This is a genomic window from Ochrobactrum sp. AN78 (assembly GCF_029909885.1).
GTDB classification, from domain to species: Bacteria; Pseudomonadota; Alphaproteobacteria; order Rhizobiales; family Rhizobiaceae; genus Brucella; species Brucella quorumnocens.
In genome coordinates, this window is the sequence record NZ_JASAMU010000002.1 from 95,571 (window position 1) to 118,813 (window position 23,243).

Below are 23,243 nucleotides of genomic sequence, written 5' to 3' on the forward strand. Positions count from 1 at the left end.
GATATGTACTCTCTCCCCGGTATTCCCAATAGTTTAAGTAGCTGCTTTGCCTATCAACGCAAAGCGCTAAAGCGCGATGCGCTTTAACTATTGTTTTTACGCATGTCTTTATCCCCAAAACCGTTGCCCACTTTTGGGAGACATGTTTCAAATCGTGCATATCTTGGAGCGGGTGAGAAAACGCTTTTCACGGCCATTGTCGAGCGAGAACATACCACCTCGCCCCGGCACGACATCAATGATGAGTTCGGTATGCTTCCAGGCTTCGTATTGCGAGCCGCTGATGTAAAATGGTGCACCACCGATCTCGCCAAGCTTCACATCTGCATCAGACAACAATAAATCGCCTTGCGGATAGCACATCGGCGAGGAGCCATCACAGCAACCGCCCGACTGATGAAACATGATCGGCCCGTATTCTGCCTGCAATTCATTTATCAGCTCGAGCGCTGCGTCGGTCGCAGTAACCTGCTGATTTTGTGCAACTTGCGCCATGCTTCCTCCTCCCATGAAGAAAGCCGCCGCATTACTACGGCGGCTTTATTTACAAATATGCCCTGATTACTGCGTCAGGTCCATTACAACGCGGCCTTCAATCTGGCCCGCGCGCATTTCATCAAAAATCGCATTAATATTGTCGATCTTGTCGGTGCGAATGGTCGCCTTAACCTTGCCATCGGCGGCAAAATCAAGCGATTCCTGCAGATCAAGGCGCGTGCCGACGATAGAGCCGCGCACGGTAACACCGTTCAACACCATGTTGAAAATCGACAGTGGGAATTCACCAGCTGGCAGCCCGTTGAGCGCAATTGTGCCGCCACGCGCAGCCATGCCGATTGCCTGTTCAAAAGCCTTCGGCGAAACGGCTGTGACAAGCACGCCCTGTGCGCCGCCATCGGTTTCTTTCTTGATATAGGCTGCCGGATCATTGTGCGTCTTGGCATTGACCGTCACAGTCGCACCAAGCCTGCGGGCGAGATCCAGCTTCTTGTCGTCGATATCGACGGCAGCAACATTCAGCCCCATCGCTTTGGCATATTGCACCGCCATATGGCCAAGACCGCCAATGCCGGAAATCACCACCCAATCACCGGGCTTGGTGTCCGTGACCTTGAGGCCTTTATAGACTGTTACGCCTGCGCAAAGGATAGGCGCGATCTCGTTGAACTCGATGTTCTTGGGCAGGTGTCCAACGAAATTGGGATCAGCAACGACATAATCAGCAAAGCCGCCATTGACGGAATAGCCGGTATTCTGCTGCTCTTCGCAAAGCGTTTCCCAGCCACCCAGGCAATGCACGCAATGGCCGCAGGCCGTATAGAGCCAAGGAATGCCGACGCGGTCACCTTCCTTGACATGCTTGACGCCTTTACCGACAGCCGAGACAAAACCAACGCCTTCGTGACCGGGGATAAATGGAGGGTTCGGCTTTACGGGCCAATCGCCCTCAGCGGCATGAAGATCAGTATGACAGACGCCAGACGCCTGAATTGCCACCTGAATCTGGCCATCTCCCGGCTGGGGAATCGGGACTTCGTCAATTGTCAGTGGTTTACCGAATTCGCGGACCACGGCCGCTTTCATTGTCTTTGCCATTGGAAGTTCCTTCTGTTTTTAGGCGGGCCGGCAAGGGTATAGACCGCACCGACCCGCCACTTTCCTGGGAGGAAACAGGGGGGGAACGGCCTCGGATCGATAGTGCAAGTGAGGCCGTACTGTACCGATGAAACTGCAAGGATAGGCGGCGGCTCGAGGCGTGAAAGCCACGAACCGCCTTTACTTTTTAGAAGAAGCCGAGCTTCTTCGGGCTGTAGCTCACCAGCATGTTTTTGGTCTGCTGGTAATGGTCGAGCATCTTGAGGTGGTTTTCACGACCGATACCCGACTGCTTATAGCCACCGAACGCCGCATGGGCCGGATAGGCGTGGTAGCAATTTGTCCAGACTCGGCCTGCCTGAATGGCACGACCAAAGCGATAAGCGCGCGTACCGTCACGCGTCCATACACCTGCGCCAAGACCATAAAGTGTGTCATTGGCAATCGCGAGCGCTTCGGCATCGTCCTTAAAGGTCGTGACCGAAACAACAGGACCGAAGATTTCCTCCTGGAAAATCCGCATCTTGTTGGTGCCTTTGAAGACGGTCGGCTTGACGTAATAGCCGCCTGCCAGATCACCGGCGAGCTCATTGCGTCCACCGCCGGTCAACACTTCTGCACCTTCCTGCTTGCCGATATCGATATAGCTCAGGATTTTTTCCAGCTGTTCGCTGGATGCCTGCGCACCGATCATGGTTGCCGGATCAAGAGGATCACCCTGAACGATTGCCTCGACACGCTTCAAAGCGCGTTCCATGAACTTGTCATAGATTTTTTCATGAATCAGCGCGCGGCTTGGACAGGTGCAGACTTCGCCCTGATTAAGCGCGAACATGACAAAGCCTTCGATAGCCTTGTCGAAGAAATCGTCATCTTCCGCAGTGACGTCGGAGAAGAAGATGTTTGGCGACTTGCCGCCCAGTTCCAGCGTAACCGGGATAAGATTCTGGCTGGCATATTGCATGATGAGACGACCGGTCGTCGTTTCACCGGTAAAGGCGATCTTGGCTATACGCGGGCTCGATGCCAGTGGCTTGCCAGCTTCCAGACCGAAACCATTGACTACGTTGAGCACGCCCGCAGGCAGAAGATCACCAATGATCTCCATCAGCACGAGGATGGATGCAGGTGTCTGTTCTGCTGGCTTCAGCACCACGCAGTTACCGGCAGCAAGTGCTGGCGCCAGCTTCCACACAGCCATAAGAATTGGGAAGTTCCACGGAATAATCTGGCCGACGACACCGAGCGGCTCGTGGAAATGGTAAGCGACCGTGTCGTGGTCGATTTCCGAAATTCCGCCTTCCTGCGCACGGATTGCACCGGCAAAATAACGGAAGTGATCAATAGCAAGTGGCAGATCCGCATTTGTGGTTTCGCGGATCGGCTTGCCGTTGTCCCATGTTTCAGCGGCTGCGAGTTTCGGCAGATTTGCCTCGATGCGGTCTGCGATCTTGTTAAGGATAACGGCACGCTCAGCAGGGCTGGTTCTGCCCCATGCATCCTTGGCTGCGTGTGCCGCATCAAGAGCCGCATCAACATCGGCCGCATCAGAACGTGCAACTTCGCACAGAACCTGGCCATTGACTGGGGATGTGTTTTCGAAATAGCGGCCAGACTTGGGTTCAACCCATTTGCCGCCAATGAAATTGCCATAGCGTTTGGCAAACTCCGGCTTTACGGAGCGATGAAATTCTACCTTGTTCATGACATTCCTCCCAAAGACAACGCCGCTCCTACGGCGTTTCTTAATTCAAGATGGCGCGGCTCTTGGGAGGAGTCATCCACACCGATGACTATGCAGGATCAATGTGTCTCAATAATGAGACACATTGGAAAACCGAATGAAGATTCTAGTTCGGACGAATGATTTTCAGGCGATTGAGCTTACGGTGAAGCGTGGCACGGCTGATACCAAGAAGCTTGGCAGCGGAGGAAACATTGCCATCTGAACGCGCAATGGCCCGCAGGATAACGCTTCTTTCAGACTCCGCCATATCCTCTCGCGGATCCGCATTCCAACCCAAAATGTCAGCAGCCGGAAGTGCTGCCGAAAGGGTTTCATCGGTAAGACCGAGAGAAAGCCTTGCAGCCCTTGTCGCACCAATCACCAGATCATCCTTGTCGACTGCGATCAGCGCACCGCCGGTGCGATCAGCACTTGGAGCCAGCATTATGCGTGCCTGAGGAAAAGCCTGACGGAAGTTTTCAGCCTCTATCCGGCGAGCCGCATCAATAACCGCGACGGAAATCAGTTGAACAAAGGCCTCAGTCAGATCGCTGCGGCATGATGAGACATCAAGCGCTGCCATCAGCCGACCCTGATGGTCGTGGATCGGCGCAACCGTGCAGGAAAGGCCTATGTTTCGAGTGTGAAAATGTTGATCGCGATGGATGGTCAGCGCACGTTGTTCGGCGATGCAGGTTCCAATCCCGTTGGTGCCTTCGACAGCTTCGCTCCACACGGCACCGGTCCACAGACCCCACTCGTAGAATGTATCATCATCGCCTGCAGCACCCCGTCGCTCAACCGGCACGCCGTCACTGTCAGCGAGAAGCACACAGCAACCAACACCGCCAACCGCCATATAAAGGCGATCCATGCTCGCTTGGGCTATATTGACGACACGCTCCATACGCTCACGCACATTGCGAAATTCGCCGTCAGAAAGCGTCTGGACGGCACCAAGCTCCGCCGGGTCCAGTCCATGCAACTGTGCTGATCGCCGCCATGACGCGACGAGAGCCGAGCGGGCCGCACCACCCGTATCGATAGCGGACTGGATGCGGTCAGCATGAATTCTGTCTTGCGGTGCACCCATGTTTTCCTCCCAGAAAGGCTGGAAACCGCCTGCCGGAAGATAATGACTTTTTATATCAAGCGTTGCAAGTCAGGGATTAAGCAGCCTTCACTGGTTGAACGAAAGTCTCAAGAGCAGAAACCTCTATCGCGTTCATTCGCAGGCCAAGTTTTGTGCGCCGCCATAAAATATCTTGTGCCGTATGTGCCCACTCATTCTCAACGAGATAGCGCACTTCTGCTTCGTAGAGATCGGCACCAAAATGCCGCCCGAGATCAGCCAGCGAACTCGCCTTGCCAAGCAGTACGTGTGCTCGCGTTCCATAGAGCCTGAACAAACGACGCGCATGAGTGGACGAAAGAAACGGATAGGCCGCTTTCAGCTTTTCAAGCTCACGATCAAAGGACGTTGCCTCAAAATCGCCACCCGGCAGAGGTGCTGCATGGGTCCATGATGCACCTTTTTTGCCTAAACGATGCTCGATCTTCTCAAGCATATGCTCGGCTAGCCTGCGAGCCGTGGTCAGCTTGCCACCAAACACGTTGATCAGCGGAGCGGCATCCTGAGGGGCATCTTCTTTCAACACATAATCGCGGGTTGCTTCCTGCGCCTTGCTTGCGCCGTCATCATAAAGCGGGCGCACACCGGAATAGGTCCAGACAATATCCTCAAGGCGCACTGGCTCCTTGAAATATTCACTGGCACAAGCGCAGAGATAATCGGTTTCCCTGTCACTGATCGCAACTTTGGCCGGGTCGCCCTTATAGTCCTGATCAGTGGTGCCGATCAGCGTAAAATCGTCCTCGTAGGGGATGGCAAAGATGATACGTCCGTCATTGTTCTGGAAGAAATAGGAACGCGGATCGGAGAACTTTTTGCGCACCACGATATGGCTGCCCTGAACCAGACGCACATTGTGCAGTTGCCGATCGCCCTCAACGCCCTGCAATACTTTATCGGCCCATGGGCCGGCGGCATTGACCAGCAGACGCGCACGAACCTCTTCGCGCCCGCCAGTGTCGATATTTTCCAGCGTCACAGTCCATGCTTCATGGTCACGGCGCGCGGATACGACCTTGGTTCGTGTGCGGATCATCGCTCCACGATCGGCGGCGTCACGTGCAGTCAGGGCGGTGAAACGAGCATCATCCACCCAGCAATCCGAATATTCGAAAGCCTTGGTGAAAAGTGGCTTCAATGGTGCGCTAGACGGGTCGGTTCGCATGTCGAGCGTGCGCGTCGCAGGCAGTTTCTTGCGACCACCCAGATGGTCGTACAGAAACAGACCAAGACGCAAAAGCCAGGCCGGACGCACGCCGCCCTTGTGAAAAGGCAGCACAAAGCGCATCGGATGAATGAGATGCGGCGCATTGGCCCACAGCACTTCGCGCTCCATCAGCGCTTCGCGCACCAGACGGAACTCGTAATGCTCCAGATAGCGCAAACCACCATGAATGAGCTTGGTGGCGCGCGACGAGGTGCCACTTGCCAGATCGTTCATCTCGGCAAGACCAACAGAGAAGCCACGCCCCACGGCGTCTCTTGCAATGCCGCATCCGTTGATGCCGCCACCGATTACGAAAATGTCGAATATTTTATTCTGCGCCATGGCGAACCCTGAAGACCTTCTCCAACCACCAAAGCGAATATAATTCATTTCATACGAAAGCAAAACGAAAATGAAACGAAACTACGATTCTTTCTCTTCAGCAGAGGCTTGCTCGGCGGTTTCGATGAGTTCGACCTCGTTTTCGCGGCACAAATCGCGCAATTGCTGTGACGGACAACGGTCAGTGATGAAGGTATGGACCTGCGATATATGACCAAGTCGTACTGGCGCTGTTCGTTCGAGCTTTGTTGAGTCGGTCACAAGAATCACGTGGCGTGCATTGGCGATGATAGCCTGAGCGACTTTCACTTCGCGGAAATCGAAATCGAGCAGAGCACCATCTTCATCCATCGCTGAGGCACCAATGATCGCATAATCGACCTTGAACTGACGGATGAAATCAACCGCCGCTTCACCCACAATACCACCGTCGGAGGCACGAACGACACCGCCAGCAATAACGACCTCTATTTCGGGATAGACACGCAGCGTGTTGGCGACATTGATATTGTTGGTGATGACCATCAGGTGATTGTGGTCTATGAGCGCGTGACTGACAGCCTCGGTCGTCGTGCCAATATTGATAAACAGCGATGCGCCATCGGGGATCATTTCAGCAGCCGCCCGCCCGATCAGCTCCTTCTCATGTGCTGCGATACGGCGGCGCGCCTCATATTCCATGTTCTCAACCCCGGATGGGTAGAGTGCGCCGCCATGAATGCGCCGCAGCAAACGCGCCTTGCAGAGATCATTGAGATCCTTGCGCACAGTTTGTGGTGTCACATCGAACGCGGCTGCCAGATCATCGACCAGCACCTGCCCGTGTCGGCGAGCGATATCCAGAATTGCATTGTGGCGAGGAGTAAGCTGCATTTTGTGCCCGGCGATGGAATTGTTCTAACTAGAGCGAGTCGCTTTTGATCATACCCAACGCGCTCGCTCTGTCTCTTTATTTTCACGCATGCCGTTATCGGAAAACCGGTTCCCACTTTTCCGCGACATGCTTTTAGTTCGTAATTTCGCTGTTTTGCAAGAGAAAGCAACCGCTTGATGACACATCAGCCGGAAAGCGACCTCACGAGGCAGAAATTCTCGCTTCTCATTTGAAGGCAACCAGCTTTTGCGCGTTCCCCTCCCAACATAGTCCTGCAATCGCAATCGCTAGCTATAAACTTTCGTTTAGAAGCAAAACTAACGTCATAATTGGCGATTTGAAAATATCCGAACGATAGCAATAAAGATTAATAATAATAAACCACTTACACGTTGTAGGTAAAAAATAACACAACATTTATATTCACAAGCCTACGAATTTTCATAATATCGAAATAATCCTTTTCGTGCGTAAAATGGAAATAACAAAATAAATAATATTGGCGCCTCTATCATAATAAAAGCATCAAAATACAAAGTAAAAAGTGGAAGGGGTTAGCTATGTCTAAACTGGGTATCCTTTGCTTGTCTGGCACACTTCTTCTCTTCGGAGGAAGTGTGTTCGCTCAAACCGTGAATGTAGATAACAACACAAACTCGTCGGCTCAGGCCGGCGCCACAGCTATCGCTGTTGGCGGAGGTAACAACTCGCCAGACAAAATCAAAACCACCGTTCCGGCCTTTGCACCGGGACTTGTGGCAGCGGGCGTGCATTCTTGTGCAGGTTCGGCGAGTGTCGGCGTCGGAGCTACAGGCTGGGGCCTCGGCATCGGCAGTACATATGAAATGCGTGAATGTAATCGGCGCGCCTATGCGGCAGCACTTCTGGGCATGGGGCAAAACGGGGCGGCACTTGATCTGATTTGCCTCAACAAGGAAGTCAGAGCATCCCTCAATGCGACAGGTGTGTTCTGCCCTTCACAGGGAGCTCGCTCCGCATCCGCGCCGCGTCAAGTAAAGCAGGCACCACTTTTGGCATCTGTCTCTAACGAAGAGCCAGCGTCAATTCCTGCAAGTGCAACTGGTACTACGCCACTACCACAAGCAACTGGCCGTAAGCGTACTTATTCTGCAAAAGCCCTTGGCCTGAGTTCAGACCAGTTGCGCGCCAAGGGATGTGTTCTGCGTAATACATCGAGCAACAGCCGGGCATGGCACTGCCCCGGACCGCTCATGTAAAGCCGGGGCGGCGGCTCAGAGCATCGGCTCAAAATCAATTTTTTGGGCCGATGCTCGCTCTAGTGGTCTAACTCCGACACCCCTCGGCTATTCGCTTTGGACACATGTCGGTCAAAAACAGGAGGAGTTTCATCGTGAAGAAAATCATTATTGCTTCTATCGCACTTCTCGCGGCTGGCGCTCTGCCTGCAGCCGCGCAAACCGTAAACTGGAATGGCAGCTTTGGTGGCGCCAGCGGCGCAGGCTCGGCAGTGACGGGCGGCTTTGCATTCGGCGCAGGTTCCACCGCTGCTGGCCAGGCCGCAACCACTGGCTGGGCAGAAGGCAAAGGCACGGTCCTTGGCATAGGCGGTGGCATGGGTAGCAAAATGGGTCATTACGGCGGCAGCGGCGGCATTGGTTCGGGCTACTTTACATCCGGCTCAGGCGGCCAGTCGGCAGCTACGGCCCAATCCGGAACCGGGTTTCTCGGTGGCAGTTCCGCAGGTTCTGCCTTTGGCACGACATCCGGAGGATCATCTGGCAGCATCAGCCTTCGTCGCTGATTGGAGTTAGGGCTGTTACGTGCGCAGCAGGTTTTCGCAGAGGATTCAAACGGAGCTTGAAATCAACCTAACCGAAAGACTGCAGCGGGAGGTCATCGCGTTTACTCTCGCTCAGAAAAGAATGAGAGTCCCCTCAAAGGATACCCACTCTCATTCTGTAGGGGCAGGTGCAAATCTGCCCCTACCCTTTTACTCAGAGCGCGTTTCGCTCTCACTGTTTGTTTTAACGAGCATCTTTTCCGAATACCGTATAGATGCATCAAAAACTAAGAAGCGCCGGCTGAGTTTTCAGTCCGACGCTTCAAATTTTCCAGAGTGTATCAGTATGCATGCGGATAATTTCATTCCTCGCTGAATTTATTGCCGTACATTTTGTGCAGCTTGCAAGCGACTTCGGTGCGGTTGGCGGCACCGATCTTTCTCATAATGTTATGAACATGCGCCTTTACTGTGCCTTCACTCATACCAAGTTCAAACGCAATGATCTTGTTGGACTTACCCACTCGGATTGCATGAACGACTTCAATCTCGCGTACCGTCAATAACTCGCCCAATACATCATCGCTCAAGTCCTCCGGCGGCGGTTTCATCAGCATCGAAGCTGGCACATACATCCCACCCGCCAAGGCAAGATGAATGGCCTCCACGCAAATCTTGATATCGACCGATGTCGGAATGTAGCCGCGCGCTCCAATCTCCATCGCACGCAAAACCTGCGACCACTCCTCACGTTCGGCAAGGAGTACGAGCGGTATCGGATGCCATGCCTTTACCGCAGCCTCCACCTCATCGGAAAAAAACGGATCGGCGAGACGTTTTGAGCCGATATGCATGAGGATAACGATTGCACCATTCAACGCCATGTTCTTATCGATAGATGCATAGCTAACGACGGGCAGTTTAAGTCCGTTCATCATTAGTCCGTTGAAGAGGCACTCCCGCTCCAGATTGCTTTTACAGACGAGCATTAAATGTGGCTCACTCTGCACAGGCAAACCGGCCGAATATCCTCTGTCTTTTGTTCGCTCACCTATAGCAATAGAAACTCCATCGCCGCTGCCATCAGGTGTCGCCCATAAGTACTGTTCTCTAACTTCCAACATTGCTTAGTTTCCCCTGTTACTCAGGTTTGCATTCGACGCAAAACACTAGTCATGCTAAAAACTGCGCTAGTTTATTAGGATTTTTATTGCCAACCCCGGTGAAGACTGGTCTAAATATTGCTATCGTCAAATAAACGTGTCATTAACTTATGTTAGCGCTTTATAAAAAAATGTAGTCACCATTAGAACGACTTCGGGAACAGAAAGTTATAAATTCTATAACTTTCGTTGGGCATAGGCAGCAAATGCATAGTGGTAACCTGAACACCACCGCCCTACTGATCGACGGCTTGGTTAGCTTATTGGAGTCTCCTCCAATTCTGGCCAAATTAAACACGCAAGAAAAACAAGCTTTGCAGTCTCTCGTCATTTCCGAGAGCAGTTATCCTGCTGATGCCGTCATCATTGATCAGGGCGCTCGTATAAGAAGTATTCATCTGGTGCGTTCAGGCTGGGGATGCGTTTATCGCGATCTTTCGAGTGGCGAACGCCAAATCATCGACTTTCCCATGCGATGTGACTTTGTTGGGCTGAGAACCGCTGACGGTTACAGCTACAATACGATCAAGACGATCACACCGATGTCGGTTTATGAAATACCGCTAACATCGCTGGAAAAAACAATCTGGCAGATTCCCAGACTGAGCATGATTTTCATTGAGCTTCTTTCGCGGCAGCGTTCGATGCTCATTGAACACCTGACGAATGTTGGCTGCCGAAGCGCATTTGTCCGCACGGCGCATCTTTTGCTGGAGCTTTCAGATCGCGTCAAATCCTGCGGAATGGGTGAGCCAGACTCATTTTATTGTCCACTCACACAGTATCAGCTCGCGGACGCCCTGGGCCTGACCCCCATTCATCTCAATCGCATGATGCGTGAGTTGCGCGAAGAAGGGCTCGTGATGTTCAGATCGTATAAGGTTGAAATTCTCGACAGGCAAAGACTGGTTGAAATCGCCGAATATGATGGCGAGTTCATGCGAATGTCCGTCTTTGGCAAAACGAAGTAGTTTCCCCGGTTTCGCATAAATATTGTTTTGGAATATTAATTAAGAAGAAAATGGTCGGAGCGAGAGGATTCGAACCTCCGACCCTCTGGTCCCAAACCAGATGCGCTACCAGGCTGCGCTACGCTCCGTGTCCATATAATCGTGACTCTTAAGCCCGACCGTGAAGCGGCTTATAGCGCTGCCGTTTTCAAGTCGCAAGGGGCGTATGCGCTTTTTTTCCAGTCTTTTGAAGACATGCCCGATTAGCCGACTTATCAGTTGCACAGAGGGGCTTTGATGCCGCTTACAGCGGTTCCAGTTAATATTGAATCGTTGAAACCGCTGTAACTATTTGTCTTTACGCATTTCCGAACGCAAAACCGGTTCCCACTTTTGCTGGAAATGCTTTAGTTTAAGCAAAAACAGGGGCTGTCCCTGCGCCATAAGCGACAAAATCGGGATTGGCGAAGCTTTGCACCGTGCCATCGGACCGTTGACCGTAAGTCAGTGGAAGCGTATCAAATGTGGTCGTCATTCCGCCAGCCGCGCGAAGTACTGCGTCACCAGCCGCCGTATCCCACTCCATTGTCGGGCCAAAGCGGGGATATAAATCGGCTTCACCGCGCGCAATCATGCAAAATTTGAGCGAAGACCCTACGGAAACACTATCGCCGATCTGGTTGGCCTTCAGAAACTGCTCTGTCTCCGTTGTAATATGAGACCGGCTGCACACCACGACGCGCTTCGCAGGAGCGATGCGCGCCTTAATCGATCGTTGGCTTTTGGCGATATGGTCAAAACTCGTTACAATTTCAACAGCACCATCAGGGCTTCCCACATAGAGAAGATTGCGCACCGGCGCATAGACCAGACCAGCCACAGGTGCGCCGTCTTCTATAAGCGCGATATTCACTGTGAAGTCGCCATTGCGCAGTAGAAACTCCCTCGTTCCATCCAGTGGATCGATCAGCAGGAATTTCCGTCCCAGATGCGCAGGCAAGCGCCCTGCAGCCGCTTCTTCTTCTGCCACCACCGGAATATTGGAGGCAACAGAAGCGAGCGCGGAGAGAATAATGGCTTCAGCCGCATGATCCGCCTCAGTGACCGGGGACTGATCCTTCTTGGCACTCACCGCACATCCGTCGGTATAATGCTTCATGATCACGCGCCCGGCCTCAAGCGTCGCCTCTTGCAAAACGGCAAGAAGTGCCTGGCCGTCAAGATCAGCTTTTGGAGAGGCGGATATCTTCATTTTCTCAAATCGACCAGGAATCGCTGCCATAGCTGCCGATAACACCACGTTCGGCCAGATACTTTTCCACCTCTGCGACGAGTTCGTCAATGTCACGACCTGCGGTGTTGAGATGTAACTCGGGTGAAAGCGGTGTTTCATAAGGAGAATCGATACCCGTAAAGGCTTTGATCTCGCCTCGCAGTGCCTGCGCATAAAGCCCCTTCGGATCACGCGCCATGCATTCCTCAATCGGTGTGTCGACAAAGATTTCGATGAACTCACCTTCCGGCAGCCGTGAACGCACGCGATCCCGTTCAGAGCGGAACGGCGAAATGAACGATACCAGCGTAATCAGCCCAGCATCGGCCATCAGCCCCGCCACTTCACCAACACGGCGGATATTTTCCGCCCTATCTTCGTCGGAAAAGCCGAGATCGCTATTGAGACCATGACGCACATTATCGCCATCGAGCAAATAGGTATGTTTGCCGAGCGCGTGAAGCCGTTGTTCGAGCCGGTTGGCGATCGTGGACTTTCCAGATGCTGAAAGCCCCGTGAACCAAAGCACGGCAGGCTTCTGGAATTTTTGCGCAGCACGCGCCTGCTTGTCGAGATCAAAAGCCTGCAGATGCACATTGGTCGCCTGACGCAGCGCACTATCGATCATGCCGGCACCAACAGTTGCATTGGTGAGACGGTCAATCAGCACGAAAGCGCCCGTCACGCGGTTATCCGCATAAGGATCAAATATAATCTGATCCGCCGTCTGAAGATGGCAGAAGCCAACCTCGTTCAGATCCAGTTGTGTAACGTCTTCCTGCGCGAATGTGTTGACGTCAGTGCGGTACTTGATCTCGTTGATCGTGACCGGTGTTTGGTCCGTTTCGGTACGCAGGAGATAGGAACGGCCCGGCAGCAAAGCCTCTTCGCCAAACCAGACCACATTCGCGCTGAAACGGTCGGCCACTTCTGGGCGTGCCTCAGCTCCCACAAGCATGTTACCGCGAGAGACCTCGATCTCGTCTTCGAGAACCAGAGTTACCGCCTGTCCTTCGGAAGCACGCGGTAAATCCCCATCATAAGTGGCGATGCGTTTGATCTTCGATTGCTTGCCCGACTTTGCGACAACAACTGTGTCGCCTTGTGCGATTACACCAGAAGCAATGGTCCCGGAAAAACCGCGAAAATCGAGATTAGGCCGGTTTACATATTGTACGGGCAAGCGAAATGGCCTGGCATTCGCTTCCGTATCAATCCGCACCGTTTCCAGATGTTCAAGCAGATATGGCCCTTCATACCAATCGATACGTGGAGACAGGCTGGTAACATTATCCCCGTAGCGTGCCGAAAGCGGAATGGCCTGGATGCTCGCAAAGCCTAATTCTTTGGCGAAGCTCATATAATCAGCGACAATTCCGTCAAAGGCTTCTTGTGAGAAATCAACCAGATCGATCTTGTTGACGGCCACCACAATATGCCGAATGCCTAAGAGCGAAGCGATGAAGGAGTGACGACGCGTCTGTGTCAGCACGCCCTGACGTGCATCGATCAGCACAACAGCAAGATCGGCAGTCGATGCGCCAGTTGCCATGTTGCGCGTATACTGTGCATGGCCGGGCGTGTCAGCTACGATGAATTTGCGGCGTGGCGTTGAGAAAAAGCGATAAGCGACATCAATGGTGATGCCCTGCTCGCGCTCTGCCTCGAGACCATCAACCAGCAGGGCAAAGTCAAAATCATCTTCGGTCGTGCCGAACTTGCGACTGTCGTTCTTCAGCGTCGCAAGCTGGTCTTCAAAAATCAACTTGGTATCGTAAAGAAGGCGACCGATCAGCGTGGACTTACCGTCATCAACGGAGCCGCAAGTGAGAAAGCGCAGAAGCGTTTTGCGCTCCTGATCGGCCAGAAAATCGCTGACGGCTGCACTTGTTACAGAGGGCTTTAGTACGGCGTTCATCAGAAATAGCCCTCCCGCTTCTTCTTTTCCATTGAACCAGCCTCATCGCGGTCAATGGCGCGGCCCTGACGCTCGGATGTGCGGGCGATCAGCATTTCTTCGACAATATCGGACAGATTGGTGGCGCTTGATTCAATCGCGCCAGTGAGCGGGTAGCAACCGAGTGTGCGGAAGCGCACCAGGCGTTCTTCCACCTTTTCACCGGGACGAAGCGTCATGCGGTCGTCATCGACCTTGATCAGCATGCCATCGCGCTCAACCACAGGACGGTTCGCGGCGAAATAGAGCGGCACAATCGGGATATTTTCCTGCAGGATATACTGCCAGATATCCAGCTCGGTCCAGTTGGAGAGCGGAAAGACGCGGATCGATTCACCAGCTGAAACCCTCGTATTATAGACCCTCCACATTTCAGGACGCTGGTTCTTAGGGTCCCAGCCGTGCTGTGCATTGCGGAACGAAAAAATGCGCTCCTTGGCGCGGGATTTTTCTTCATCTCGGCGGGCGCCACCGAAAGCAGCATCGAACTTGTATTTATCAAGTGCCTGTCTCAGTCCCACCGTTTTCATAACATGGGTGTGAACATTGGAGCCATGGGAGAAGGGGCCAACACCATCGCGCACGCCGTCTTCATTGATATGCACCAGCAGCTCAAAGCCCTTATCGCGGGCTTGCGCATCGCGAAACTCGATCATCTCGCGGAATTTCCATGTCGTATCGACATGCAGGAAAGGAAATGGCGGTGGCGCAGGATAGAATGCCTTCATCGCCAGATGCAGCATCACCGACGAGTCCTTGCCCACCGAATATAGCATAACCGGATTGGAGAAGGTCGCGGCAACCTCGCGAAAGATATGAATTGCTTCTGCTTCCAGACGCTCAAGATGCGTCAGGTTCTTGGTCAGGGATGCGTGATGCACGTCTGTTTCTCCCGGAAACCGGATCGGACTTTAACTTCGACGCGCATCTAATCCGAAAACCGTTTCACACTTTTCGGGATGCGCTTTATACCAAGGCGGCTCAAGATGCTGACGCATCACGCCTTGAAAATGTTCAATCGCCACACCGGCTTAACCAAAGTCCGATGAGTCTTACTCAATGAACTTTGGTTTTAGAGCGTCGTGCGTCCTTTCGGACGCACAAAGCACGATGCGTAGTAGCTGGCGGGAGGGTGGGCAGATGCCTTGATCCGGCGCTAGCGTGGAAAACCACTCTGAGCGCATTGTCGTGAAAGACAGGACAAAAGGAAAAGTATGCTATCGCTTATTGCGAGAGGCTTGAGCGAAAACTTGCCTGTTTTTTGCCAGAAGCAGGAACAAACTTGCGCAGCATCAAGAAACTGTATTCTGAGCCAAGTGACGGAAAATACTACTAAATTTGTGGTATTAAAGCAGTTTTTTGAAGGGCAAAACTTTTGTCAAACAAGGATTGAAGCATCCTTCGGTCCAAACCGCCGAAGGATAGAAGTTATTAGAACGCGTTTTGATCTGATTGGATCAGATCGGCGCTCTAATTTAGTCTATTTCAATATATTCTTATCAATCCTCGTTTCACTCCGGTCAGATTCTGCTCTAGAGCAGGCCAAAAGTCCGCGCCTTGGCGACAGCCTGTACCTTGTTCACAGCAACAAGTTTGATGAGAACATTGCTGATATGAAAATTAACGGTCCGGGTCGAGATATTGAGGATCCTACCGATAATCTCAGCAGTCTTTCCTTCGCTCGTCCACCGCAGGATCTCGCGCTCACGTGCCGTCAGATTAACCTCCGCCACACAATTGATGCTGGGAACATCGACATGTTCATACATGGCAAGATGCAGAAGATTGGTTACAATCTGCATCTGGCGACGCAGCATCGAGATTTCGCCTTCTGACAAAGCTGGTCTCTCGCGCAGGAATGTGAGAATTCCAAAAACGCCCTGAGCCGCCCAGCATGGCTGGGAAATACCAGCCTTCAAACCAAACGTTTGTGCATCCGCCCATATTTGGGGAGCTTCCGCAAACTGTCGAGCCGACCAAACCAAAGGCTCGATGCTATTTATCCCTCGCCTAATAATCGGATCAATATCCGCGTATTTCTTGGCGACGTAGTGTTTCTGCCAGCCGTCGGGCAAGGATTCAAAACGCACCCAGCGAGCAACACTGTTCAGAGACGGCACACACATGGTACATGAAGCATATTGAAAGCCGAGCGCTTCAGCATAAGATCTAACGTGTTCAAATAACTGCTCTGCATTATCGGATGATTGTATCTTCTCGTATAAATCTTCCCATTTCATTGCATGAATCCCAACATTTTCCTTATGAAGCAATATTTACTCTAAAAACGCTGCAAGCATACACACTCCGGCATCGATATATTGCCAGACAAACAAATATAAACTGAAGGGATTCTATGGCGCCGGAATCCGCGAATTCAAATCATCGACTACAAAACCGTAAGCCACCTGTATTACATAACACATGATTCTTGGGTCAGCCATACATAATGATTTCAAGATTTTTCGGCATTTTCAAAAAGCCAATATTTATTCTATGTAAATAAAACTTTAGTAAATTAAATATAAAGACCCCATAATGCGGAGCCTTTATATTTATTATTTAATAAACTACTTAAGCAGCTGCTTCAACTGGCTCCGGTGTTTGCCCCGGTATATAGTTGAGGATCGGTCCCAGCCAGCGCTCAACCTCCTCAACGCTCATGCCTTTACGTTCAGCGTAATCCTCAACCTGATCACGCTCTACTTTGGCAACGCCGAAATAATAGCTTTCCGGATGACCGATATAGAGCCCCGAAACCGATGAGCCCGGCCACATGGAATAGCTTTCCGTCAGCTCAACCCCAGTTTGAGTGGTCGCATCAAGCAGCTCAAACAGTGTTGATTTTTCGGTGTGGTCAGGCTGCGCCGGATAACCAGGTGCGGGGCGGATACCCGCATAACGCTCGTGAATCAGATCGTCGTTCGGCAGTTCTTCACCCGGCGCATAGCCCCAGAACTCGTTGCGCACGCGCTGATGCATCAATTCCGCAAAAGCTTCAGCGAAGCGGTCCGCCAGCGCTTTAACGAGAATTGACGAATAGTCGTCATTGGCTCGCTCAAAACGCTCTGCAATTGCCACTTCCTCAATGCCTGCGGTCACAACGAAGCCGCCAACATAATCCTGCTTGCCGCTGTCTAGAGGCGCTACGAAGTCCGACATAGCAACATTTGGACGACCGTCGCGCTTGGACAATTGCTGGCGTAGCGTGAAGAAGGTCGCTAGCGCTTCCTTCCGGCTCTCATCAGTGAAGAGACGGATATCGTCGCCCACCGTATTGGCGGGCCAAAAACCGATAACGGCGCGCGGTGCAAACCACTTTTCTCCAATGATCTTGGCAAGCATTGCCTGCGCGTCTGCCCAAAGCGCACGCGCGGCTTCGCCCTGTTTTTCATCTTCGAGAATTGCCGGATAGCGCCCCTTCATCTCCCAGGTCTGGAAGAAAGGCGTCCAGTCGATATAACGAGCAATTGCTGCGAGATCGTAGTTCTCGAACGTCTTGGTGCCAAGGAAAGTCGGCTTCGGCGGGTTGTAAGCATCCCAGTCGAGCTTATGCGCGTTCTCGCGCGCACGAGCCAACGGCAAGCGCTTCTTATCCGCTTCGTTACGCGCATGTGCTGCTGCAACCTTGGCATATTCAGAACGGATACCTTCGATATAGCCTGCCTTGTTTTCCGGTGACAGAAGATTGGAAACGACGCCAACCGCACGGCTGGCATCGATCACATAAACCGCCTGTCCCTGCTCATAACGCGGATGAATTTTCACCGCCGTATGAACACGGCTGGTTGTCGCACCGCCAATCAGCAACGGCACGTTAAAGCCCTCGCGTTCCATTTCGGCCGCGACATGCACCATCTCGTCGAGAGATGGCGTAATCAGGCCCGAAAGGCCGATCACATCGACATTTTCCGCGCGCGCAGTATCGAGAATTTTCTGTGTCGGCACCATCACGCCAAGATCGATGATCTCGTAATTGTTGCAGGCGAGAACCACGCCAACAATGTTCTTGCCGATGTCATGCACATCACCCTTCACGGTTGCCATCAGCACTTTTCCTGCACTCTGGCGGCCTTCGCCACCGCTCAAGCGCTTTTCCTCTTCCATGTAAGGGAGAAGCACCGCAACAGCCTGCTTCATCACGCGTGCGGATTTAACCACCTGGGGCAGGAACATTTTGCCCGAACCAAACAGATCGCCGACCACATTCATGCCGGCCATCAGCGGGCCTTCGATCACATGCAGCGGACGCGCTGCGGCCAGACGAGCTTCTTCGGTATCAGCTTCGATATATTCAGTAATGCCGTTGACCAGCGCATGCGCCAACCGCTTTTCGACTGACCATTCACGCCAGCTCAGATCTTGCGTTTTGGCTTCCCTTGTACCGCTATCCCGGAAACGTTCGGCAATTTCCAGCAGGCGTTCGGTTCCGTCTGCACGACGATTGAGCACCACATCTTCGCAGGCCTCGCGCAGTTCCGGATCAATCGTGTCATAAACGGCGAGCTGACCGGCATTGACGATGCCCATATCCATGCCAACCTGAATGGCATGATAGAGGAAGACCGCATGCATCGCTTCGCGCACCGGCTCATTGCCACGGAACGAGAACGACAGATTGGAAACACCGCCGGAAATATGGGCGTGCGGCAAGGTTGAAGTAATCTTGCGCGTGGCCTCAATGAAATCGACGCCGTAATTATTGTGCTCATCAATACCGGTCGCGACCGCAAAGACGTTCGGATCGAAGATGATATCTTCCGGTGGGAAGCCGACCTGCTCGGTCAGTATCTTGTAAGCGCGAGTACAGATTTCGACTTTGCGCTGTTCCGTATCAGCCTGCCCGGTTTCATCAAATGCCATGACCACAACCGCCGCGCCATAGGAGCGGACCAGTCGCGCATGATGCAGGAAGGCTTCCTCGCCTTCTTTGAGCGAGATGGAATTGACGATGGGCTTGCCTTGCACGCATTTAAGACCAGCTTCGATCACGCCCCATTTAGAACTATCGATCATCACTGGCACGCGAGCGATGTCCGGCTCAGCTGCAATCAGGTTGAGATACTCAACCATGATCTTCTGGCTGTCGATCAGGCCTTCATCCATATTGATGTCGATGATCTGCGCGCCGTTTTCCACCTGATCGCGGGCAACAACGAGTGCTGCCGAATAATCACCAGCCGTAATCAGCTTGCGAAAGCGGGCAGAGCCGGTAACGTTGGTGCGCTCACCGATATTGACGAAGGGAATGTCTTTGGTCAGCGTGAAAGGCTCAAGGCCAGACAAGCGCATCAATGGTGGCACGTTAACCGGCTTGCGCGGCGGATGCTTGGCGACAGCCGCAGCGATTGCGCGAATATGGTCAGGCGTCGAGCCACAGCAACCGCCAACCACGTTGACGAGCCCTTCACGCGCGAAATCTTCGATCTGCGCGGCCATTGCTTCCGGGCTTTCGTCGTACTGACCGAATTCATTCGGCAGACCGGCATTTGGATAGGCACAGACAAACGTATCGGCGATGCCTGCGATTTCCGCCAGATGTTCACGCATCGCATTGGCGCCGAGCGCGCAATTAAGGCCAATAGTGAAAGGCTTGGCATGGCGCAGCGAATACCAGAATGCCGTCGGCGTCTGGCCGGAAAGCGTACGACCTGAAAGATCGGTAATCGTGCCGGAAATCATGACCGGCAGATGTACGCCCTTCTCGATAAATACTTCTTCGGCAGCAAAGACTGCAGCCTTTGCATTCAGCGTATCGAAGATCGTTTCAATCAGAATGATATCGGAGCCGCCGTCCATCAATCCGCGAATCTGATCAGCATAGGCGATACGCAGATCATCGAAGGTGACTGCACGATAGCCCGGATTGTTCACGTCCGGCGAAAGCGAGGCGGTACGGTTTGTCGGTCCGAGTGCGCCTGCAACAAAGCGGCGGCGACCGTCTTTCTGCTGAGCGCGCAAGGCTGCACGTCGGGCAAGGCGCGCGCCATCGCGGTTCAGTTCGTAAACCGCATCCTCCATGCCGTAATCGGCCTGAGCGATGGTGGTTGAAGAAAACGTATTGGTTTCAAGAATATCCGCTCCAGCCATGGCGTAAGCATAGTGAATTTCTTCAATCGCCTTTGGCTGGGTGAGTGTCAGAAGATCGTTATTGCCCTGAAGCTGGCAGTCGCAGGCACCAAAACGTTCGCCGCGAAAATGCTCTTCGTGAAAGCCGAGCCCCTGAATCTGCGTACCCATGGCCCCATCGAGAATCAGAATGCGCTCTCTGGCGGCCTGGGTCAGTGCTGCGAGCACTTCCGAACCGTCCGGCTTTGCTGCCGTTGCACCAAAAAGATTATCGAGGGAAGACGTCATAGGGGATTACCGCCTGTATTCAAATACGCTTCATCGCTACAACACCGGCCGAAATTCGCAAAGGATTTTCAATTAATCCAGTGTGTAGATCACATCACATCGTGCGCGTTCGAAGGTTTTGCGTAAACCCACAACGCACAAGCACCGCTTAATGACATAAACATATCTTTATGTCAATTCTGAACGCATGTTTTAGGCCCCTACACAAGCCTTCACCCAACTGTTGCCAAGGGGAAGAAAAAGTGAGCATTCGCAGCCACCTACCCGCCATATTGCTGGAGCAAAATCGCCTTCAGGGACAGCGAGACCATAAGCGCTATGCGCTCTATTCTTGTTTTTCGCATGTCGAGATCGGAAAACCCGTCCCCACTTTTCCGCGACATGTTTCAGGGAGAACCCGATGAAGAAACTTGCATCTTCCTTCTTCGCAGCGTGTCTGTCACTCGGCATAGGTGTGCCCGCCATCACAGCAAGCGCAAATGCGGCACAGCCAACAGCGCTTATCGCACCTGCAATCACACCCAGCGCGCAGGCTCCGGTCGAGAACGTGCAATACTACGATTACCGCGGAGATCGACGCCATTGGCGTCATGATCGGCCACGTTATCGCGATGGATACAGGCATTATCGCCCGCATTATCGGCCGTATTATCGAGATTGGGGTCCGCCGGTCTATCGTCATCAGCCGCGCTATCGCCCAGCCCCGATGTATCGTGGTGGCAACGCCCATGTGCGCTGGTGCTACAATCGCTATCGCTCCTACCGCGCATATGACAATACGTTCCAGCCCAATTATGGGCCAAGGCGTCAGTGCTATTCGCCCTATATTTAAACAAAAAAGCCCCGGACAATCCGGGGCTTTTTTGTAATGCTATAAGCTTCGAAAGTCAGGTTACGAAAGCGCCGATAGAAGCTGCGACCAGTCCGATCGCAATGGCGATCATCACGCCATAGACGCGGGGCTTATCGAAAAGCACTGCAAAAGCAGAGAACCAGGCTACCACCGCTGCACCCAGCGCGAAAAGAAAACCCGGCTTATCGCCATGATAAAGATTGGCTGCCATCAGTGCACCGACGATCAGCGCACCAAAAACGATCATCAGCCCTGTGGCATAGCGTTCGTAATCGTCCATTTAAAATTCCTCGTCCCGATCACGCCAAAACGCGCGCCAGAAGATATCACTCAATCATTTGGCCATTTAAAGACATGCAACTTTCCATGTCACTGGCGGGTTACTCTCACACAATCACTATTTGCGTCGTTCTTCAACCATTTCGCTGTGCCGTCCGCTGCAAATATTGCGAATTTCACGCAAGCGTTTTCACGGAAACGACCAACTCATGTTATGATTGCTGCTATGGAATCGTCAGGTCTCAGCATATTTGAAACACCGATAGGCCCTTGCGGCATCGCTTGGCATGCAGACAAAATCGTCGGCGTGGAAATCGGCGATGCCGATGAAAACGAGACCCGTTACAGGCTGAAAAGCCGCTTTTCCGAAATAGAAGTCACATCCCCACCTGTTTTCATCACAGAAGCGATCGACAATGTTCGCGTGTTGCTTGAAGGCGGCGATCCGGACTTTTCCGTAACGCCTCTCGCACTTGATTCGGTACCGGACCTCAATCGCAGGGTCTATGAAATCCTTCTGGAACTCAAAGCTGGTGAAACCATCACCTATGGCGCAATCGCGCGCAGGCTCGGTGATGTCAGTCTTTCGCAGGCAGTTGGCTATGCGCTCGGCAAGAACCCGTTTCCGATCATTGTCCCCTGCCATCGGGTTTTAGGTTCCAATGGCAAAGTCGGCGGTTTTTCGGCTGCGGGTGGTACAGCGACCAAGCTGCGCCTGCTCAATATCGAACGCGCCAGAACATCACTTGAGCCGGATTTGTTCGGTGGTCTGCCTTTGCAGGCACGACCAACAACCGAAGATTAATTACGCAAATCCCAATGACCCGATTGACGCAGCTGATCTATGATCAATCCGACAGCTTCCTCGGGTGAGAACAACGCCGTGTCGATCACAAGATGCGGTCTGTCCCAAGGCTCATATTGACGAGACTGAACAGCGCTCCATGTCGGCTGAGATGGATCTTGAGACTTCTCTCTACGTGTCTCAACACGTCTTTTGTGCTCCGCTAAATCAGAACAGATGATTTCGACTTCCACCAGCGGCACATTCGCAGATAGCGCAAGAGATCTATAAGCATCACGCGTAATTTTGAGCGGATTCACAGAATCTGCAATGACCATATGTCCCAACGATAGATTATCGGAGGCAAGCCGGTATGCGGTCATATAGCCCGAAACGCCTGGCTTTCCCTGCTGTGAAAGCACATCGGAAGCAATGATTGCGTTCTCGATCGTATCAATACGCAAATAAAAAGCGGGCAAAATGCCCGCCAGTTTATGTGCAATCGTACTTTTTCCAACACCCGGCAAACCTGCAAATACGATAAACATATGCCTGCCACCTCGATCAGAGCCAGAATGGGTAAAGTCTATCAGCCCTTGTCAGTTACGACATCTGCGGAGAAACGCAGTTCACGCATAGGGCGCACATATTGCGTGGATGCATCATAGGTCGGATGGTTTTTATAAGCGAAGAGCGCTTCCTCATCCTTGAACTCGGCATAGACAACAAGATCAATTGCGTTGCCCATCGGGTCGACCTTGGAATTCGGCAGAACTTCAAAAACGTCGGAATAAGGAATAGTGCCCAACTGCTCCAAGCCCTTGCGGACGACATCGATGTCCTGATCTGGCTTGACGCTGAAGAAAACAATGTGGCGGATCACGTCTTGTCTCCAAATCCAGAGCGGTTCCGGATAATATGAAACCTTTGACCGCTCTATCTTTTTATTTTGACGCATTATCCGACGCAAAACCGCTTCGCACTTTTG

At 52.6% G+C, this 23,243-nt stretch carries 20 protein-coding genes and 1 tRNA gene; 5 read left to right on the plus strand and 16 right to left on the minus strand.

Annotation, left to right across the window (positions count from 1 at the left end; translation table 11 throughout):
- Window positions 1-147: 147 nt before the first annotated feature.
- The 6 genes from QBD00_RS04040 to QBD00_RS04065 form a co-directional block, all read right to left on the minus strand.
- Window positions 148-495 (minus strand): DUF779 domain-containing protein, encoded by a 348-nt coding sequence (locus QBD00_RS04040; RefSeq protein WP_318578713.1) that lies wholly within the window; start codon window positions 493-495, stop codon window positions 148-150.
- 66 nt (window positions 496-561) lie between these two features.
- Window positions 562-1,596, minus strand: coding sequence for an alcohol dehydrogenase AdhP (adhP, locus tag QBD00_RS04045; RefSeq protein ID WP_095445948.1), 1,035 nt, complete (start codon window positions 1,594-1,596; stop codon window positions 562-564).
- 187 nt (window positions 1,597-1,783) lie between these two features.
- Window positions 1,784-3,301 carry an aldehyde dehydrogenase gene (gene adh / locus QBD00_RS04050; protein ID WP_095445947.1) on the minus strand — a complete coding sequence of 506 codons (1,518 nt, stop codon included), beginning with the start codon at window positions 3,299-3,301 and terminating at the stop codon, window positions 1,784-1,786.
- 145 nt (window positions 3,302-3,446) lie between these two features.
- The gene (locus QBD00_RS04055) at window positions 3,447-4,415 is read right to left on the minus strand and encodes a GAF domain-containing protein (RefSeq protein WP_264230563.1); all 969 of its coding nucleotides are present in this window, start codon (window positions 4,413-4,415) and stop codon (window positions 3,447-3,449) included.
- 76 nt (window positions 4,416-4,491) lie between these two features.
- The gene (gene glpD / locus QBD00_RS04060) at window positions 4,492-6,003 is read right to left on the minus strand and encodes a glycerol-3-phosphate dehydrogenase (protein WP_318578714.1); all 1,512 of its coding nucleotides are present in this window, start codon (window positions 6,001-6,003) and stop codon (window positions 4,492-4,494) included.
- An 81-nt stretch (window positions 6,004-6,084) separates the two neighbouring features.
- Window positions 6,085-6,876: a DeoR/GlpR family DNA-binding transcription regulator gene (locus tag QBD00_RS04065; RefSeq protein ID WP_318578715.1), complete on the minus strand. Its 792-nt coding sequence runs from the start codon at window positions 6,874-6,876 to the stop codon at window positions 6,085-6,087.
- Window positions 6,877-7,437: 561 nt separating this feature from the next.
- Between QBD00_RS04065 and QBD00_RS04070 the strand changes: the two genes are divergently transcribed.
- Window positions 7,438-8,115 (plus strand): hypothetical protein, encoded by a 678-nt coding sequence (locus tag QBD00_RS04070; RefSeq protein ID WP_318578716.1) that lies wholly within the window; start codon window positions 7,438-7,440, stop codon window positions 8,113-8,115.
- A gap of 134 nt (window positions 8,116-8,249) precedes the next feature.
- Window positions 8,250-8,660, plus strand: a complete 411-nt coding sequence (locus tag QBD00_RS04075; protein WP_095445942.1) for a hypothetical protein — start codon at window positions 8,250-8,252, stop codon at window positions 8,658-8,660.
- Between the two features lie 341 nt (window positions 8,661-9,001).
- Here QBD00_RS04075 and QBD00_RS04080 read toward each other — a convergent pair whose 3' ends face one another.
- Window positions 9,002-9,763, minus strand: a complete 762-nt coding sequence (locus QBD00_RS04080) for a helix-turn-helix transcriptional regulator (RefSeq protein WP_151094739.1) — start codon at window positions 9,761-9,763, stop codon at window positions 9,002-9,004.
- A 245-nt stretch (window positions 9,764-10,008) separates the two neighbouring features.
- Between QBD00_RS04080 and QBD00_RS04085 the strand changes: the two genes are divergently transcribed.
- The gene (locus QBD00_RS04085) at window positions 10,009-10,773 is read left to right on the plus strand and encodes a Crp/Fnr family transcriptional regulator (RefSeq protein WP_095445940.1); all 765 of its coding nucleotides are present in this window, start codon (window positions 10,009-10,011) and stop codon (window positions 10,771-10,773) included.
- Window positions 10,774-10,824: 51 nt separating this feature from the next.
- On the opposite strand, the gene QBD00_RS04090 is transcribed toward QBD00_RS04085, so the two are convergent.
- The 6 genes from QBD00_RS04090 to metH form a co-directional block, all read right to left on the minus strand.
- Window positions 10,825-10,901: transfer RNA gene (locus tag QBD00_RS04090), tRNA-Pro, on the minus strand.
- 263 nt (window positions 10,902-11,164) lie between these two features.
- Window positions 11,165-12,004, minus strand: coding sequence for a 3'(2'),5'-bisphosphate nucleotidase CysQ (gene cysQ, locus QBD00_RS04095; protein WP_318578717.1), 840 nt, complete (start codon window positions 12,002-12,004; stop codon window positions 11,165-11,167).
- 4 nt (window positions 12,005-12,008) lie between these two features.
- A complete protein-coding gene (cysN, locus tag QBD00_RS04100) occupies window positions 12,009-13,943 on the minus strand; it encodes a sulfate adenylyltransferase subunit CysN (protein WP_318578718.1) in 1,935 nt (644 codons plus the stop codon).
- Window positions 13,943-14,863, minus strand: coding sequence for a sulfate adenylyltransferase subunit CysD (gene cysD / locus QBD00_RS04105; protein WP_264230558.1), 921 nt, complete (start codon window positions 14,861-14,863; stop codon window positions 13,943-13,945). Before cysD ends, cysN begins: the two co-directional genes overlap by 1 nt.
- A 651-nt stretch (window positions 14,864-15,514) precedes the next feature.
- On the minus strand, window positions 15,515-16,222 hold the full coding sequence (locus QBD00_RS04110) for a LuxR family transcriptional regulator (protein WP_318578719.1): 708 nt from the start codon (window positions 16,220-16,222) through the stop codon (window positions 15,515-15,517).
- A gap of 334 nt (window positions 16,223-16,556) precedes the next feature.
- Entirely contained in the window at window positions 16,557-20,339 is a 3,783-nt protein-coding gene (gene metH, locus QBD00_RS04115; protein ID WP_318578720.1) for a methionine synthase, read from the minus strand.
- A gap of 400 nt (window positions 20,340-20,739) precedes the next feature.
- Between metH and QBD00_RS04120 the strand changes: the two genes are divergently transcribed.
- The gene (locus tag QBD00_RS04120) at window positions 20,740-21,171 is read left to right on the plus strand and encodes a BA14K family protein (RefSeq protein WP_318578721.1); all 432 of its coding nucleotides are present in this window, start codon (window positions 20,740-20,742) and stop codon (window positions 21,169-21,171) included.
- Between the two features lie 55 nt (window positions 21,172-21,226).
- Here QBD00_RS04120 and QBD00_RS04125 read toward each other — a convergent pair whose 3' ends face one another.
- Window positions 21,227-21,472: a hypothetical protein gene (locus QBD00_RS04125; RefSeq protein WP_094578781.1), complete on the minus strand. Its 246-nt coding sequence runs from the start codon at window positions 21,470-21,472 to the stop codon at window positions 21,227-21,229.
- Window positions 21,473-21,697: 225 nt separating this feature from the next.
- On the opposite strand from QBD00_RS04125, the gene QBD00_RS04130 reads away from it, so the two are divergent.
- A complete protein-coding gene (locus QBD00_RS04130) occupies window positions 21,698-22,276 on the plus strand; it encodes a methylated-DNA--[protein]-cysteine S-methyltransferase (RefSeq protein ID WP_095447832.1) in 579 nt (192 codons plus the stop codon).
- On the opposite strand, the gene QBD00_RS04135 is transcribed toward QBD00_RS04130, so the two are convergent.
- Window positions 22,273-22,803: an AAA family ATPase gene (locus QBD00_RS04135; protein WP_264230554.1), complete on the minus strand. Its 531-nt coding sequence runs from the start codon at window positions 22,801-22,803 to the stop codon at window positions 22,273-22,275. The genes QBD00_RS04130 and QBD00_RS04135 overlap by 4 nt on opposite strands.
- A gap of 41 nt (window positions 22,804-22,844) precedes the next feature.
- On the minus strand, window positions 22,845-23,138 hold the full coding sequence (locus QBD00_RS04140; protein ID WP_007873331.1) for a Dabb family protein: 294 nt from the start codon (window positions 23,136-23,138) through the stop codon (window positions 22,845-22,847).
- Window positions 23,139-23,243: the final 105 nt, after the last annotated feature.